This is a genomic window from Stenotrophomonas maltophilia (genome assembly GCF_047782825.1).
Classification (GTDB): domain Bacteria; phylum Pseudomonadota; class Gammaproteobacteria; order Xanthomonadales; family Xanthomonadaceae; genus Stenotrophomonas.
Map to the genome: position 1 here is coordinate 964,608 of NZ_CP180589.1, position 14,091 is coordinate 978,698.

Here is a 14,091-nt window from a genome sequence, read left to right on the forward strand (position 1 = left end):
AGACGCAACAGCAATCACCGCAGTGCCGCCGGCACGGATCCTGACGATCCGTCGGCGGCACACAGCGCAAGGGAGAATCACGAATGTACGGTTCCAGCCGTCAATACGCCGAGCAGTACCGCCAGGTGGGTGTAAGCAGTGCGGTCGCCGATGCCGATCCGCACAAGCTGGTGGCGATGCTGCTGGCCGGCGCGCTGGAGCGCGTACGTCGTGCCCAGGCCAGCCTTGAGCGCGGCGACCAGGCCGGCAAGGGCAAGGCGATCGGCGAGGTCTGCGCCATCGTCGGCCACCTCAACGGCTCGCTCGACCACGAAGCCGGCGGCGAGATCGCCGGCAACCTGTCGGCTCTGTACGACTACGTGCTGCAGCGCCTGACCGAAGCCAACCTGCACAACGACCGCGTGGCCCTGGATGAATCGCTGCAGCTGCTGAGCGAGATCGACGGCGCCTGGAACGCGATTCCGCACGAACAGCGCCGCCCGGCCGCGGTGGCCCCGTGAGCCTGCATGAACTGCACGCCCAGCTGGATGCCTTCGAGAAAGCACTCGGCGAAGAGGCCTTCGAACAGGCCGACAGTCTGCTCGACGGCCACGACAGCACCCTGCACGCCCTGCTGAGCCAGCCGCTGACCAGCACCGACCACGCACCGCTGTCCGCGCTGCTGGAACGCCAGCAGAGCCTGCTGGGCCTGCTGCGCCAGCGCCGCGACGCGGTGGCCGTGCAGCTGCAGGACGGCCAGCGCTCTCTTCGCGCCGCGCATGCCTACCTGCAGGCAGAATCGCTGGCATGAACCTGCTGCCGACCACGTCGCTGCATCACCCGGCCGAAAGCGAGCTGTTCGACGAAACGCTCAGCTGCGAACTGGCCCTGCCCGCCGAATTCCAGGCAGGCAGCGCCGCCGGGCGAACCAGCAGTGCCGAAGGCCTGCTGCGCAGCCTGGCGCTGGTGGAAGACAGCCGCGTGGACGAGCACGACGAACGCAGTGAGGCCACCCTGCAGATCCAGCGCCTGGAAGCCAAGCTGGACCTGACCATGGTGCTGCTGGGCCGGCTGGTGCGCCAGCAGGGCCAGGAACTGACCCTGCGCCCGGTGCGCTGGTCGCGCCGCGGCATCCGCCTGCAGCTGGGCCCACGCAGCGGCGCCAGCCCCGGCCAGGCCGGTGTGGTGCGCCTGCAGCCCAGTGACTGGCTGCCCGACAACATCGACCTGCCGGTGGATGTGATTGCCGAGGCCGCCGATGGCGGTGGTGGCCACTACCTGTGGCTGCGCTTCAACCGGCTTGGCGATGGCCTGGAAATGGCCATGGAACGGCACTTGTTCCGTTTGCATCGTCGCCAGGTTGCCGAAGCGCGCCGGGCACGCTGAAACCTGCCACCCCGACGCAGGACGGACGGCCCTTGGCGCGCCCGTTCAGCTAAGTTAAGGTGGACTCCCCTCACGGACCTGTCACGTGCCTGTGCGAGTTCTCATCGTCGACGATCACACCCTGGTTCGCGCCGGCCTGGCGCGTCTGCTGCAGGGGTTTGCCGACGTGCAGCTGGTGGCCGAAGCAAGCAACGCCGAACAGGCGCTGCAGATGGCCCTGCAGCACGCACCGGACGTGGTGCTGATGGACCTCTCTCTGCCCGGCCGCACAGGCCTGGAAGCGCTGAGCGACATCCGCCTGCGTGCCCCCGGCACCCGCGTGGTGATGATGACCATGCACGATGACGCCGCGCACGTGCGCGACGCCTTGGACCGCGGCGCGGTCGGTTTCGTGGTCAAGGACGCCGCCCCGCAGGAGCTGGAACTGGCCCTGCGCGCCGCGCATGCCGGCCAGGTGTTCCTGAGCCCGCAGATCTCGGCCAAGATGCTGGCGCCGATGCTGGGCCGGGAAAAGCCCACCGGCATTGCCGCACTGTCGCCGCGCCAGCGCGAGATCCTGCGCCGCATCGGCAAGGGTGAAAGCAACAAGGAAATCGCCGCCGACCTCGGCATCAGCGTGAAGACGGTGGAGACCCACCGCGCCCGCATGATGGAGTCGCTGGGCTGCCGCCGCGCCAACGATCTGCTGCTGCTGGCCGCGCGCCACCAGCACGAGCTGGAATGACCGGGCCGACGGAATCCCGTCACCCCGACACGCCCTGACGGAATTCCGTACACCCTCCCCCCGTCACCCGGCGCCTCTGCCAACGAAGAATCAAGGACTTGGCGCCACGGTTCGTCAAACTATCGCGATGGCGTAGGGGATTCCCCTACATCCTGTCGGGAAAGGCACCAAGGCCCTCAGGAACCCCCCGATTCCGCCCGCCCCGGATCAAAAGCAAGATGTGTTCCACAAGGCGTCGGGGAGCGGCGCCGGGGAACCACGATGAAGGCTGCACTCTCGACCCAGCTGGGCCAAACACTTCACCTCACGCCGCAGTTGCTGCAGTCGATCCGGCTGCTGCAGCTCGATGGTCTGCACCTGGAACAGGAAATCCAGCGCCTGCTGGAGTCCAATCCGCTGCTGGAAATCGAAGACGCCGAGGCACCCGCCGCCGAGGCCAGCGACGCCGCCAGCACCCAGCTGGACACTGCGGCGTTCGACGAACTGCCCGAGTCGTCCATGTGGGACGTCGCCGGCAGCAGCTGGCAGGACGGCGACGACGACCGCATGGCGCGCATCGCCGCCGGCGAATCGACCGACCCGCAGCTGCGCGTACTGCAGCGCCTGTCGCTGGATCTGGACGAGCGCGGCCTGGCCGTGGCGGCGTTCTGGCTGGAACACTGCGACGAGGCCGGCTACCTGCAGGCGCCGCTGGACCAACTGCAGCTGCTGGCCAGTGCCCAGTTCGACATCGATGCCACCGGCGTGGAAGCCATCCGCCAGCAGCTGCTGCACGGCGAGCCGGCCGGCATGGCCGCGCAGGACCTGCGCGAAGGCCTTCTGGCCCAGCTGTACAGCCTGCACGGCGTGGTTCCGGCCCGGCACCTGGCCGCACGCATCCTGGAAGGTGCGCTGGACGCATTGGCCGCACATGACTACCCCGCCCTGGCCCGCCAGCACGACGCCGAGATCGACGACGTGCGCGAAGCCGTGCGCCTGATCCTGTCGCTGCAGCCGCGCCCGGGCGACAGCCTGCTGCCCGAGCGCAACGCAGTGGTTGTGCCCGACGTGGTGGCCTGGCACGCCGACGAACAGTGGAAGGTGGCGCTGAACCCGGCCACCAGCCGCCGCGTGTCGATCAACAGCCAGTACGAACAGGCGCTGTCGGAGACCAACGAAGCGGCGCCGGCCCTGCGCGAAATGCTGCAGGAAGCGCGCTGGTTCAGCCGCGGCCTGTCCATGCGCTATGACACCCTGCTGCGTACCGCGCGGGTGATCGTCGAACGCCAGGCGGCCTTCCTGGTGCGCGGCGAGGAAGCCATGGCCCCGCTGACCCTGAAGGAAGTGGCCGAGGAAATCGGCATGCACGAGTCCACGGTCTCGCGCATCACCACCGGCAAGTTCCTGCAGACCCCGCGCGGCACCTTCGAACTGAAGCACTTCTTCGCCGTGCGCCTGGAAGGCGCCAGTGTGTCGGGCCAGGCCGTGAAGGCCATGGTCCGGCGCCTGATCGATGCCGAACCGGCCGGCCGCCCGCTGGCCGACGAGGCCATCGCCGGCCTGCTGTCGCGCCAGGGAGTGAACATTGCCCGTCGAACCGTCGCAAAATACCGCGAACAACTGGATATCGCCCCGGCCCGCGAACGGCGCCGGCTCAGCGCCAGGCAACCCCAGCTGGCCCGGGTGGGCTGAAAAGGATGTTGGACATGAACAAGCTCACAGTCCTGCTGGTCGATGACCACGAGGGCTTCATCAACGCAGCGATGCGCCACTTCCGCAAGATCGACTGGCTGCAGATCGTCGGCAGCGCCGGCAACGGGCTGGAAGCGATCGAGCGTTCCGAATCGCTGCGCCCGCAGGTGGTGCTGATGGACCTGGCCATGCCCGAAATGGGCGGCCTGCAGGCCACGCGCCTGATCAAGTCGCAGGATGATGCACCGTACATCGTGATTGCCAGCCACTTCGACGACGTCGAGCACCGCGAGCACGCGCTGCGCGCCGGCGCCGACAATTTCGTCAGCAAGTTGTCGTACATCCAGGAAGTCATGCCGATCCTGGAAGGCCTCAGGGAGGATCGATCATGAGTGAATCGCGCATCCTGGTGCTGGACAACGACGCCGTGCGTGCCGAGCGCACCGTTGCCCTGCTGGAATTCATGGACTTCAACCCGCGCTGGGTGTCCGACGCAGCCGACTTCGACCTGGGCCGCCAGCGCCAGAACGACTGGATGGCGGTGATTGTCGGCAACCTGGAAGACAACGCCGCCAGCACCGCGCTGTACGCCTGGCTGGGCGGCAGCAGCCTGCCGCCGCCGGTGCTGCTGGCCGACGGCGAAGCCGCTGCCTTCGCGCAGCAGCATGGCCTGCACGAAGCCAACATCTGGCCGCTGGAAACCCCGCTGCGCCATGCGCAGATGGAAGCCCTGCTGCGCCGCGCCAGCCTCAAGCGCCTGGACGCCGAACACCAGGCCGGTGCCGTGCAGGACCAGGGCCCGACCGGCAATGGCCCGGCGGTGACCGAGCTGCGCACCATGATCGAACAGGTGGCCGCCTTCGACACCACCGTGCTGGTGCTGGGCGAATCGGGCACCGGCAAGGAAGTGGTCTCGCGCGCCATCCACCAGCGCTCGCCGCGCCGCGATGGCCCGTTCGTGGCGATCAACTGCGGCGCCATTCCGGCCGACCTGCTGGAAAGCGAACTGTTCGGCCACGAGAAGGGTGCGTTCACCGGCGCACTCACTGCCCGCAAGGGCCGTTTCGAAATGGCCGAGGGTGGCACGCTGCTGCTGGATGAAATCGGCGACATGAGCCTGCCGATGCAGGTCAAGCTGCTGCGCGTGCTGCAGGAACGCAGCTTCGAACGCGTGGGCGGCAACCAGACCATCCGCTGCAACGTGCGGGTGATCGCCGCGACCCACCGCGACCTGGAAACGCGCATTGCCGAAGGCAAGTTCCGCGAGGATCTGTTCTACCGCCTGAACGTGTTCCCGATCGACGTGCCGGCCCTGCGCGAACGCCGTGAGGACCTGCCGGCACTGGTGGAAACCATCGCCACCCAGCTGGCCCGCACCGGCCGCGGCGAAGTGCGCTTCACCGCCGAATCGCTGCAGGCCCTGGCCGGTTACGAATGGCCGGGCAACGTGCGCGAACTGACCAACCTGGTCGAGCGCCTGGCCGTGCTGCACCCGGGTGGTTCGGTGCGCGTGCAGGATCTGCCGGCCCGTTACCGTGGCGACGCCGCGCTGGCCCCGGTGGCGCCCCCCGCCCCGGCGCCCGTGGTCGCCAGCGAAGACCGTTTGGACCTGCGCAGCTTCTCCTTCCACACCCCCGGCAGCGGCGGCCAGCCGGCGCTGGAGCACGGCATTGCCGTGAGCCGCGCCAACGCCCCGGCGGCCCTGCCCGACGACGGCCTGGACCTGCGCAACCACATGGCCAACATCGAACTGGGCCTGATCAACGAAGCCCTGGAACGCACCCAGGGCGTGGTCGCCCACGCCGCCCAGCTGCTCGGCCTGCGCCGCACCACCCTGGTGGAAAAGCTGCGCAAGTACGGCATCGAACGCGAGCAGGCCGAACTGGCGAGCTGACACGCGTTGCCAGCATGAAGGGGGCACGAACGCCTGGGCTTGCCCGGGCGTTGGTGTTTGTGGGGCCGCTGCATGACGTCAGTAGATCCACGCCATGCGTGGATGAGGGATCCAGCCGCACGACTGAGTTTACAACTTCTCCTAAAGGCACCGGCGAACGATATCGGTAGCCTTGCCCAGATGGAGAACTCAATCAGACCGTCGACGCGTGATCTCAGGCCAATCAGCCAGGAAGAGATCGATAACTCTGATCTGCTGCTCGAAGCGCAGCGGCTATCTGACCATCTTGAGCCTTATCCTTACAACAACACGATGTTCCATTCGCGCTTGCAGCGATGTGAGGCTGACGATCGCACCCTGGCGATCTTTGGACATATGTTGGGCGGGCTCTTCTTCGTGGATCTCAAAGATGGATCAGTGGGACTACTTCCAATCGATTGCGGAATATCGCCCCAGTACTGCAATTCAGATCTGAGGAACTTCGCAGCCTTCCATAGCGCGCTCATGGCAGCAATCCGACCTGCACTGAACTCCAATGGCGGCATGGCGGAGTCGACCCTCATGGAACTTGAGACCGTGTTCCGCAACTGCGATGCCACCTCAATGGTGGACGAGAGCAACTTCTGGCCCACATGCCTTTACGAGCTATCAGAGGGGTTCTTTCCTCTTTCATCAGAGAAGGTGGAACTACACCGTTCGCTCGGGATCGATCTCAACTATCCCCGGTAGCATCCGGCTCAGCCAGGCGCTGGCCCGAATTGGGGTAGGATCCCGCTCCGCGCGAGGGATCCGAGCCCTTCTGCATTTGCAAGTTCTCCTAAAGACAGCGCGGCTGCATTGAGGAGCATGGGAGGGACCACTCCAGGAGACTCCACCATGCCTCGCCCCCTTCTGCTCACCGCCCTGCTCTGCCCCGCCCTGGCCACAGCCGCCGACTGCACCCTGCCCGCCACGCTGGACCAGCGCCAGTTCACCAACCTCAGCGATCCGCTGTACGCGCCCGACAACCCCAACGCCGGGCGCATGGTGCAGGTCAGCTTCGCCGGCAACCAGTACGTCTTGGACATCCTGGGAACCGACCTGCGCATCGGCGGTAGCTATCGCTACCAGCGCCTGGCCCCGCACGTGGCGGAAATCCGGATGAGCGAAAACCATCCGGCCGGACCCGCCCAATACGCCCTGCTGCTGACCTGCCAGACCGACCGCCAGGGCCGCTTCATCTACACCCAGCATGACGGCCCCATCGCACCACGCCAGCGCCAGAATTCCGGCCGTTGGACCCTGCAGCCGTAGGCCAGAAAACCGACGCCGGTTAAATGGCGCGAACAGCGTGCCGACCAACGGTCGGCACCCACCACAGCAGCGGCCAACGGTCGGCACCCACCATCAGCAGCAGCAGGTTCCGACAGATCGCGGAAATCTGTCGAAGGCGGGGTGGGTCCGGTTGCGGGGGTGTCCGCGGCATGGATGCCGCGGCCAAGCCCCCATGGATGGGTTTACGGCGTCCCCCGCAACCGGACCCACCCCGCCCCCCCCCCACGGAATGCAGGTTTTTGACGTTGACGTTGACGTTGACGTCGATTCGGCAGTTGCAGGGCGCAGCCCTGCCCAACACCCCCAACCCTCACGTCACTGAACCGATCAGCGATTTCGGCACGGCACTTGCACTAGCTCCAGCAGACACCCCCATCCCTGTTTCTGGAACCGTTGCAGATGTCCCACTCCGTCACTTCGATCCTCTCCCAGATCCGCTCCTACCAGACCCAGGTAGGACAGCCCGCGGCGAACCCGCTGGCCGAAGCGCCGCGTAGCAATGCCCTGCCGGGCACGGTGCTGGATGCGCCGCAGGTCCAGCCTGCCAGCTTCACCGAAACCCTGCGTGGCGCCATCGCCGGCGTCAACGACGCGCAGCAGAAATCCGGCGCCCTGGCCAAGGCCTTCGAAATGGGCGAACCCGGTGCCGACCTGGCCAAGGTGATGGTCGCCTCGCAGCAGTCCCAGATCGCCTTCCGCGCCACCGTGGAAGTCCGCAACCGTCTCGTCCAGGCCTACCAGGACGTGATGAACATGCCGCTGTAAGGAACTTTGACGCATGGCACTGACGCTCTCCAAGGAAACCCTGAACGCCGAAAAGGCCGGGCAGTGGTTCGACCGCCTGCAGAGTCTGCAGATCACCCGCCGGCTGGGCCTGATGGCGATGATCGCGGTGGCGGTGGCGGCAGGCCTGTCCGTGTTCTTCTGGTCGCAGAAGCCGGGCATGGTCCCGCTGTATACCGGCCTGGACCAGAAGGCCACCGCCGAAGCCACTGATCTGCTGCGCGCGGCGCAGATTCCGTTCGAGCTGGATCCGGCCACCGGTGGCATCACCGTGCCGGAGAAAAACCTGCACGATGCCCGCCTGAAGCTGGCCGGTTCCGGACTGACCGACAGCGGCAAGCTCGGCTTTGAACTGATGGAGCGCGACCCCGGGTTCGGCGTCAGCCAGTTCGTGGAAAGCGCGCGCTACCAGCACGCACTGGAAACCGAACTGTCGCGCACCATCAACACGCTGCGCCCGGTGCGCGATTCGCGCGTGCATCTGGCCATTCCCAAGCCCAGTGCCTTCACCCGCCAGCGTGACGTGGCCAGTGCCTCGGTCACCCTGGAGCTGCGCGGCGGCCAGCAGCTGGAACGCAGCCAGGTGGACGCCATCGTGCACATGGTCGCCGCCAGCATTCCCGACCTGGCCCCGGAACGGGTGACCGTGGTCGACCAGAGCGGCCGCATGCTCAGCGTCAGCGACCCCAACAGCGAAGCGGCCGTCAACGCCGCCCAGTTCGAACAGGTGCGCCGCCAGGAAACCTCGTTCAACCAGCGCATCCGCGAACTGCTGGAACCGATGACCGGCCCCGGCCGGGTCAATCCGGAAGTGAGCGTGGACATGGATTTCTCGGTGACCGAGGAAGCGCGCGAACTCTACAACGGTGAACCGCAGAAGCTGCGCAGCGAGCAGATGAGCGAGAACACCACCAGCACCCCGGGCCCGCAGGGCGTGCCGGGCGCGACCAGCAACAGCCCGCCGGGCCAGCAGGCCGCACCGCCCACGGCACAGACCCCGACCGAAAGCAGCAAGAACGCCACCCGCAACTACGAGCTGGACCGCACCCTGCAGCACACCCGCCAGCCGGCGGGCCGCATCAAGCGCGTGTCGGTGGCAGTGCTGGTGGACAACGTGCCGCGTGCCGGGGCCAACGGCAAGGTCAGCCCGCAGCCGCTGTCGGCCGCCGAACTGACCCGCGTCGAGGCATTGGTGAAGCAGGCGGTGGGCTTCAACGCCGAGCGTGGCGACACCGTGTCGGTGATGAACGCACCGTTCGTGCGTGACACCACCCCGGTGGAAGGCCCGGCCTGGTGGGAACTGCCCTGGGTGCACGATGCCGGCCGCATGCTGCTGGGTGCGCTGGTGGTGCTGGCCCTGCTGTTCGGCGTGCTGCGCCCTGCCCTGCGCGGCATCACCGGGCAGAGCAAGAAGAACGAGGACGCTGCACTGGAACCGCACACCGCGGACGTGCAGCTGGTCGATGACGATGGCACCCCGCTGCCGGCGCTGGGCGCCGACCGGGCAAGCCTGGGCGGGCCGGAAGCATTGGCCCTGCCGGTGGATTCATATGAGGAACGACTGCGGATGGCCCGTGAAGCCGTGAAGACCGACTCCAAGCGCGTGGCCCAGGTGGTCAAGGGCTGGGTGGCCAATGACTGATGTCGCGCAATTGACCGGCGTGCAGCGCGCCGCGGTGCTGCTGCTGTCGCTGGGTGAGCTGGACGCGGCCGAAGTGCTGCGCCACATGGAACCCAAGGAGGTGCAGAAGATCGGCATCGCCATGGCCACCATGACCGACATCACCCGCGACCAGGTGGAACGGGTGATGGACCAGTTCAGCCAGGAACTGGGCTCGAAGACCTCGCTGGGCGTGGGCTCGGACGACTACATCCGCAACATGCTGGTGCAGGCGCTGGGCAGTGAAAAGGCCGGCAACCTGATCGACCGCATCCTGCTGGGCCGCAACACCACCGGCCTGGATGCGCTGAAATGGATGGACCCGCGTGCGGTGGCCGACCTGGTGCGCAACGAGCACCCGCAGATCATCGCCATCGTCATGGCCCACCTGGAAACCGACCAGGCCGCCGATGCGCTGAAGCTGCTGCCCGAGCGCACGCGGGTGGACGTGCTGCTGCGCATCGCCACCCTGGACGGCATTCCGCCGAACGCGCTGAACGAGCTGAACGAGATCATGGAGCGCCAGTTCGCCGGCAACCAGAACCTGAAGTCGTCCAACATCGGCGGCGTGCAGTGTGCGGCCAACATCCTCAACTTCATGGACAGCGGCCAGGACCAGGCCATCCTGGGTGAGATCGCGCGCATCGATGCACCGCTGAGCGGCCGCATCCAGGACCTGATGTTCGTCTTCGACGACCTGGTGGACCTGGACGACCGCGAAATGCAGCTGGTGCTGCGCGAGGTCAGTGGCGAACGCCTGGGCCTGGCCCTGCGCGGCGCCGACATCAAGGTGCGCGACAAGATCACCCGCAACATGTCCCAGCGCGCGGCCGAAATCCTGCTGGAAGACATGGAAGCCCGCGGCCCGGTGCGCCTGTCCGACGTGGAAGGTGCCCAGCGCGAGATCCTGGCCATCGTCAAGCGCATGGCCGATGAAGGCACCGTCACCATCGGCGGCAGCGCGGAGGCCATGCTGTGAGCAATGTCGTGCGCTGGCTTGCCCCCGATCTGCTGGCCCAGCCACAACCGGAGCTGGAGGCGGAGGATCTGTTCGAGCTTACCGAGCCGGACCCGGACCACGAACCGGAGCCGGTGCTGCAGCTGCCCACCCTGGAAGAAATCCAGGCCATCCAGGACAGCGCGGAAAAGGAAGGCTTCGACCAGGGCCACGCCGATGGCTATGGCCAGGGCCAGGCCGAAGTGCGCCGCCTGGTCGCCCAGATCGAGGGCATCCTGGACAACTTCAGCCGGCCGCTGGTGCGGCTGGAAAACGAAGTGGTCGGCGCCTTGGGCGAACTGGCGGTGCGCATTGCCGGCGCCCTGGTCGGCCGCGCCTATGAAGCTGACCCGGCGCTGCTGGCGCAGCTGGTGGGCGAGGCCGTGGACGCCGTGGGTGGCAGCACACGCGAAGTGGAAGTGCGCCTGCACCCGGACGACATCGCCGCGCTGTCGCCGCTGCTGACCCTGTCGCCCACCCAGCGGCTGGTGCCCGACACCAGCCTGAGCCGCGGCGACCTGCGCGTGCACGCCGAAGCCGTACGTATCGATGGCACCCTGGAAGCGCGCCTGCGCGGCGCGCTGGACGCGGTGATCCGCCAGACCGGAACCAACGCATGAACACCGAACCGCAGCTGCCACCACCGCCGGCCGACTGGGCCATGGCCCGCAATCTCCGCCTTGCCCGCCGCCTGGATGGCCTGCGCGTGGATACCGCCCATGGCCGTGGCCTGATCCGCGAGGGCGTGCTGCGCCGCGCGGTTGGCCTGACCCTGGAAGCCGTGGGCTGCGAGGCCCCGCTGGGTGCCAGCTGCAAGGTGGAAGTGGTGGACGGTGGCTGGGTCGATGCCGAAGTGGTCGGCTTTGCCGGCGAACGCACCTACCTGATGCCCAGCGCCGAACTGCACGGCCTGCTGCCCAACGCCCGGGTGGTGCCGTCGGCACGCCGGGGTGGCGTGGAAGTGGGCGAAGGCCTGCTCGGCCGCGTGATCGACAGTGATGGCGTGCCGCTGGACGGCAAGGGCCCGATCCGCGCCGAAGGCCATGTCGGCATGGCCGGCGTGTCGATCAACCCGCTGGCGCGCGAGCCCATCACCCAGCCGCTGGACGTGGGCGTGCGCGCGATCAACGCGCTGCTGCCGATCGGCCGTGGCCAGCGTGTAGGCCTGTTCGCCGGTTCCGGTGTCGGCAAGTCGACCCTGCTGGGCATGATGACCCGCTACACCGCCGCCGACGTGATCGTGGTCGGCCTGATTGGTGAACGTGGCCGCGAAGTCCGTGATTTCGTCGAAACCACGCTGGGCGAAGAAGGCCTGCGCCGCGCCGTGGTGGTGGCCAGCCCGGCCGACCGCCCGCCGCTGGCGCGCCTGCATGGCGCCTACCGGGCCACGGCCATTGCCGAATGGTTCCGCGACCAGGGCCTGAATGTACTGCTGCTGATGGATTCGCTGACCCGCTTTGCCCAGGCACAGCGTGAAATCGGCCTGTCGGTGGGCGAGCCGCCGACCACCCGCGGCTATCCGCCATCGGTGTTCGCCAAGCTGCCGGCGCTGGTGGAACGTGCAGGCAATGGCGCCAAGGGGCGCGGCTCGATCACCGCGTTCTACACCGTGCTGACCGAAGGCGACGATCCGCAGGATCCGATTGCCGATGCAGCGCGCGCCATCCTCGACGGCCACATCCTGCTCTCGCGCCGGGTGGCCGACAGTGGCCTGTACCCGGCCATCGACGTTGAATCCTCGGTCAGCCGCGTGGTCACGGAAATCGCCGATGAACCGTGGCGCCTGCGCATCCGAAAGCTCAAGCGGCTGGTGTCGGCCTATTCGGCCAACCGCGACCTGATCGCCATTGGTGCGTACCAGCGCGGCAACGACGCCGCCACCGACGAAGCCCTGGAACGCTGGCCGGAAATCATGGAATTCCTCGGCCAGGACGTGGCCAAGGCCGCCGATCTTCCGCACAGCCAGGCGGCGCTGCAGCGCCTGGTGGAACAAGAGAGTTAAGCCATGACACAGTCCAAGCGCATCGACCCCCTGCTGAAGCGGGCCCAGGAACACGAGGACGCGGTGGCCCGCGACCTGGCCGAACGCCAACGCGTGCTCGACACCCATCTGTCGCGCCTGGACGAGCTTCGCCGCTACGCGGAGGAATATGCCTCGCAACAGATGGCAAACGCGCAGATGGCGGCCACCAGCCCGGCCCAGCTGTTGAACCGGCGTGCGTTCCTCGACCGCCTGGACAGCGCGGTGGAACAGCAGCAGGCCACCGTGGACGGCAACCGCGAGAAGGTGGAAGCCGAACGCGCTCGCCTGATCCTGGCCAGCCGCGACAAGGCCGTGCTGGAACAGCTGGCCGCCAGCTACCGCGCACAGGAAAAGGTGGTGACCGACCGCCGCGACCAGCGCGAAATGGACGATATCGGCGCGCGCCGTGCCCGCCTGGTGCAGGCCGAAGACCAGGAAGGCACTGAGCAGGGAGGCCGCTCGTGATGCCGTCCCCGCTTTCCAGCAATGCCAGCACGCCCACGCCGTCCAGCAGCACGGGCAGCGCATCGCGCAGCAGCAGCAACGGCGCCGGCAAGGACTTCGGGCAGATGCTGCAGGGCTCGCCCACGGCATCGGCCACGCCGGCACCGTCTGCGACCAGCAAGGCACCGACGCCGTCCGGTACCGGCGCACCGCAGGACGGCAACGCCGACAAGGGCGCCCGTCACCCGGCCGACGCCGACACGGGCAGCACCGACGCCGGCGCTGCCACCAGCACGCCGCCGACCGGACAGAGCGCGTCCACCGACAAGGACAAACCCAGCGACAGCGACGAAGCCCCCTGGCCGCCGCTGGGCCTGGCCGGCCTGGTACTGGCCGTGCCGGTGCCTGCCGAACCCACCGCACTCGTGCCGCCGCCTGGCACCGGGCTGGATGCGGACGCGGGCGCACTGCCCGCGGCAGCCCCCGCACTGCCGGGCCCTGCCCTGACTGCCAGTACGCAGGCCGGTAGCGCAGCCGCACCACTGGCCGGGACTACCGGCGCAGCCAGCAGCGCTGACGCAGAGATCAGCACGCAGCCGTTGCCGGAGATGGTGCTGGGCCACCAGGCGCTGGACGCCGCCGACGATGCCGACGGCCTGCTGATGGGCGATCGCGCGCCGCCGGTGCCGCTGCAGGCACCGCTTCCTGCGGCCCTGCAGGATCTGAAGGCGGCGCTGGCCAGCACGCCGGTGTTCAACGGCGAACCGACCCCGGCCCCGACCCTGGGCGACGATGGCTTCGACCAGGCCATCGGCGCGCGCGTCAGCTGGCTGGCCGACCAGAAGATCGGGCACGCCCACATCCGCCTGAACCCCGAAGACCTGGGGCCGGTGGACGTGCGCCTGCAGATGAACGGCGACAAGGTCCACGCCAGCTTCAGCAGCCCGCATGTGGACGTGCGCCAGGCCCTGGAAAGCAGTCTGCCGCGCCTGCGTGAACTGCTGGGCGAACAGGGCTTCCAGCTGGCCCACGCCGATGTCGGCCACCAGGGCGCAGGTGACGGCAGTCCGTCGGGCCAATCGGCTGGCGGCAGCGCTGGCGCGGGCGGTGACGGAGAACCGTCGCGCGGCGACACCACGGTGTCGGCGGCCCAGCTGATCCGCCAGCGTGGGCTGCTGGACGCCTACGCCTGACAGGCGCCGGGCATGGCCCGGCG

At 68.0% G+C, this 14,091-nt stretch carries 16 protein-coding genes; all 16 read left to right on the top strand.

Annotated features, from left to right (window positions below; translation table 11 throughout):
- Window positions 1-83 precede the first annotated feature (83 nt).
- The 16 genes from fliS (at window position 84) to ACM2ZB_RS04540 (ending at window position 14,068) form a co-directional block, all read left to right on the top strand.
- Window positions 84-500 (top strand): flagellar export chaperone FliS, encoded by a 417-nt coding sequence (fliS, locus tag ACM2ZB_RS04465; RefSeq protein ID WP_416057610.1) that lies wholly within the window; start codon window positions 84-86, stop codon window positions 498-500.
- On the top strand, window positions 497-790 hold the full coding sequence (locus ACM2ZB_RS04470; RefSeq protein WP_416057611.1) for a hypothetical protein: 294 nt from the start codon (window positions 497-499) through the stop codon (window positions 788-790). The genes fliS and ACM2ZB_RS04470 overlap by 4 nt, the downstream gene beginning before the upstream one ends.
- Complete coding sequence (locus ACM2ZB_RS04475; RefSeq protein ID WP_313440336.1) at window positions 787-1,365, top strand: PilZ domain-containing protein; 579 nt, start codon at window positions 787-789, stop codon at window positions 1,363-1,365. Before ACM2ZB_RS04470 ends, ACM2ZB_RS04475 begins: the two co-directional genes overlap by 4 nt.
- Before the next feature lie 91 nt (window positions 1,366-1,456).
- A complete protein-coding gene (locus ACM2ZB_RS04480) occupies window positions 1,457-2,089 on the top strand; it encodes a response regulator (RefSeq protein WP_303639171.1) in 633 nt (210 codons plus the stop codon).
- A 261-nt stretch (window positions 2,090-2,350) separates the two neighbouring features.
- Window positions 2,351-3,760, top strand: coding sequence for an RNA polymerase factor sigma-54 (rpoN, locus tag ACM2ZB_RS04485; protein WP_416057612.1), 1,410 nt, complete (start codon window positions 2,351-2,353; stop codon window positions 3,758-3,760).
- Window positions 3,761-3,774: 14 nt separating this feature from the next.
- Window positions 3,775-4,152 (top strand): response regulator transcription factor, encoded by a 378-nt coding sequence (locus ACM2ZB_RS04490; protein WP_049460600.1) that lies wholly within the window; start codon window positions 3,775-3,777, stop codon window positions 4,150-4,152.
- On the top strand, window positions 4,149-5,654 hold the full coding sequence (locus ACM2ZB_RS04495) for a sigma-54 dependent transcriptional regulator (RefSeq protein WP_416057613.1): 1,506 nt from the start codon (window positions 4,149-4,151) through the stop codon (window positions 5,652-5,654). The genes ACM2ZB_RS04490 and ACM2ZB_RS04495 overlap by 4 nt, the downstream gene beginning before the upstream one ends.
- A gap of 72 nt (window positions 5,655-5,726) precedes the next feature.
- Window positions 5,727-6,383: an SUKH-4 family immunity protein gene (locus ACM2ZB_RS04500; protein ID WP_416057614.1), complete on the top strand. Its 657-nt coding sequence runs from the start codon at window positions 5,727-5,729 to the stop codon at window positions 6,381-6,383.
- A gap of 147 nt (window positions 6,384-6,530) precedes the next feature.
- Entirely contained in the window at window positions 6,531-6,947 is a 417-nt protein-coding gene (locus ACM2ZB_RS04505; protein WP_416057615.1) for a hypothetical protein, read from the top strand.
- A 420-nt stretch (window positions 6,948-7,367) separates the two neighbouring features.
- Window positions 7,368-7,733: a flagellar hook-basal body complex protein FliE gene (fliE, locus tag ACM2ZB_RS04510; protein ID WP_313440326.1), complete on the top strand. Its 366-nt coding sequence runs from the start codon at window positions 7,368-7,370 to the stop codon at window positions 7,731-7,733.
- Between the two features lie 13 nt (window positions 7,734-7,746).
- Complete coding sequence (gene fliF, locus ACM2ZB_RS04515) at window positions 7,747-9,393, top strand: flagellar basal-body MS-ring/collar protein FliF (RefSeq protein ID WP_416057616.1); 1,647 nt, start codon at window positions 7,747-7,749, stop codon at window positions 9,391-9,393.
- Between the two features lie 10 nt (window positions 9,394-9,403).
- Entirely contained in the window at window positions 9,404-10,390 is a 987-nt protein-coding gene (fliG, locus tag ACM2ZB_RS04520) for a flagellar motor switch protein FliG (protein ID WP_313440492.1), read from the top strand.
- The gene (locus ACM2ZB_RS04525; protein ID WP_416057617.1) at window positions 10,387-11,028 is read left to right on the top strand and encodes a FliH/SctL family protein; all 642 of its coding nucleotides are present in this window, start codon (window positions 10,387-10,389) and stop codon (window positions 11,026-11,028) included. Before fliG ends, ACM2ZB_RS04525 begins: the two co-directional genes overlap by 4 nt.
- Window positions 11,025-12,410 (top strand): FliI/YscN family ATPase, encoded by a 1,386-nt coding sequence (locus ACM2ZB_RS04530; protein ID WP_313440323.1) that lies wholly within the window; start codon window positions 11,025-11,027, stop codon window positions 12,408-12,410. Before ACM2ZB_RS04525 ends, ACM2ZB_RS04530 begins: the two co-directional genes overlap by 4 nt.
- Before the next feature lie 3 nt (window positions 12,411-12,413).
- Window positions 12,414-12,896 carry a flagellar export protein FliJ gene (fliJ, locus tag ACM2ZB_RS04535; protein WP_416057618.1) on the top strand — a complete coding sequence of 161 codons (483 nt, stop codon included), beginning with the start codon at window positions 12,414-12,416 and terminating at the stop codon, window positions 12,894-12,896.
- The gene (locus ACM2ZB_RS04540) at window positions 12,896-14,068 is read left to right on the top strand and encodes a flagellar hook-length control protein FliK (protein ID WP_416057619.1); all 1,173 of its coding nucleotides are present in this window, start codon (window positions 12,896-12,898) and stop codon (window positions 14,066-14,068) included. Before fliJ ends, ACM2ZB_RS04540 begins: the two co-directional genes overlap by 1 nt.
- Window positions 14,069-14,091 lie beyond the last annotated feature (23 nt).

What these genes read in the sequence shown, in the direction of transcription:
- fliS (WP_416057610.1), top strand. Translation starts at nt 84, where the DNA reads ATGTACGGTTCCAGCCGTCAATACGCCGAGCAGTACCGCCAGGTGGGT.
- ACM2ZB_RS04475 (WP_313440336.1), top strand. Translation starts at nt 787, where the DNA reads ATGAACCTGCTGCCGACCACGTCGCTGCATCACCCGGCCGAAAGCGAG.
- rpoN (WP_416057612.1), top strand. Translation starts at nt 2,351, where the DNA reads ATGAAGGCTGCACTCTCGACCCAGCTGGGCCAAACACTTCACCTCACG.
- ACM2ZB_RS04490 (WP_049460600.1), top strand. Translation starts at nt 3,775, where the DNA reads ATGAACAAGCTCACAGTCCTGCTGGTCGATGACCACGAGGGCTTCATC.
- ACM2ZB_RS04495 (WP_416057613.1), top strand. Translation starts at nt 4,149, where the DNA reads ATGAGTGAATCGCGCATCCTGGTGCTGGACAACGACGCCGTGCGTGCC.
- ACM2ZB_RS04500 (WP_416057614.1), top strand. Translation starts at nt 5,727, where the DNA reads ATGACGTCAGTAGATCCACGCCATGCGTGGATGAGGGATCCAGCCGCA.
- ACM2ZB_RS04505 (WP_416057615.1), top strand. Translation starts at nt 6,531, where the DNA reads ATGCCTCGCCCCCTTCTGCTCACCGCCCTGCTCTGCCCCGCCCTGGCC.
- fliE (WP_313440326.1), top strand. Translation starts at nt 7,368, where the DNA reads ATGTCCCACTCCGTCACTTCGATCCTCTCCCAGATCCGCTCCTACCAG.
- fliF (WP_416057616.1), top strand. Translation starts at nt 7,747, where the DNA reads ATGGCACTGACGCTCTCCAAGGAAACCCTGAACGCCGAAAAGGCCGGG.
- ACM2ZB_RS04530 (WP_313440323.1), top strand. Translation starts at nt 11,025, where the DNA reads ATGAACACCGAACCGCAGCTGCCACCACCGCCGGCCGACTGGGCCATG.
- fliJ (WP_416057618.1), top strand. Translation starts at nt 12,414, where the DNA reads ATGACACAGTCCAAGCGCATCGACCCCCTGCTGAAGCGGGCCCAGGAA.
- ACM2ZB_RS04540 (WP_416057619.1), top strand. Translation starts at nt 12,896, where the DNA reads ATGCCGTCCCCGCTTTCCAGCAATGCCAGCACGCCCACGCCGTCCAGC.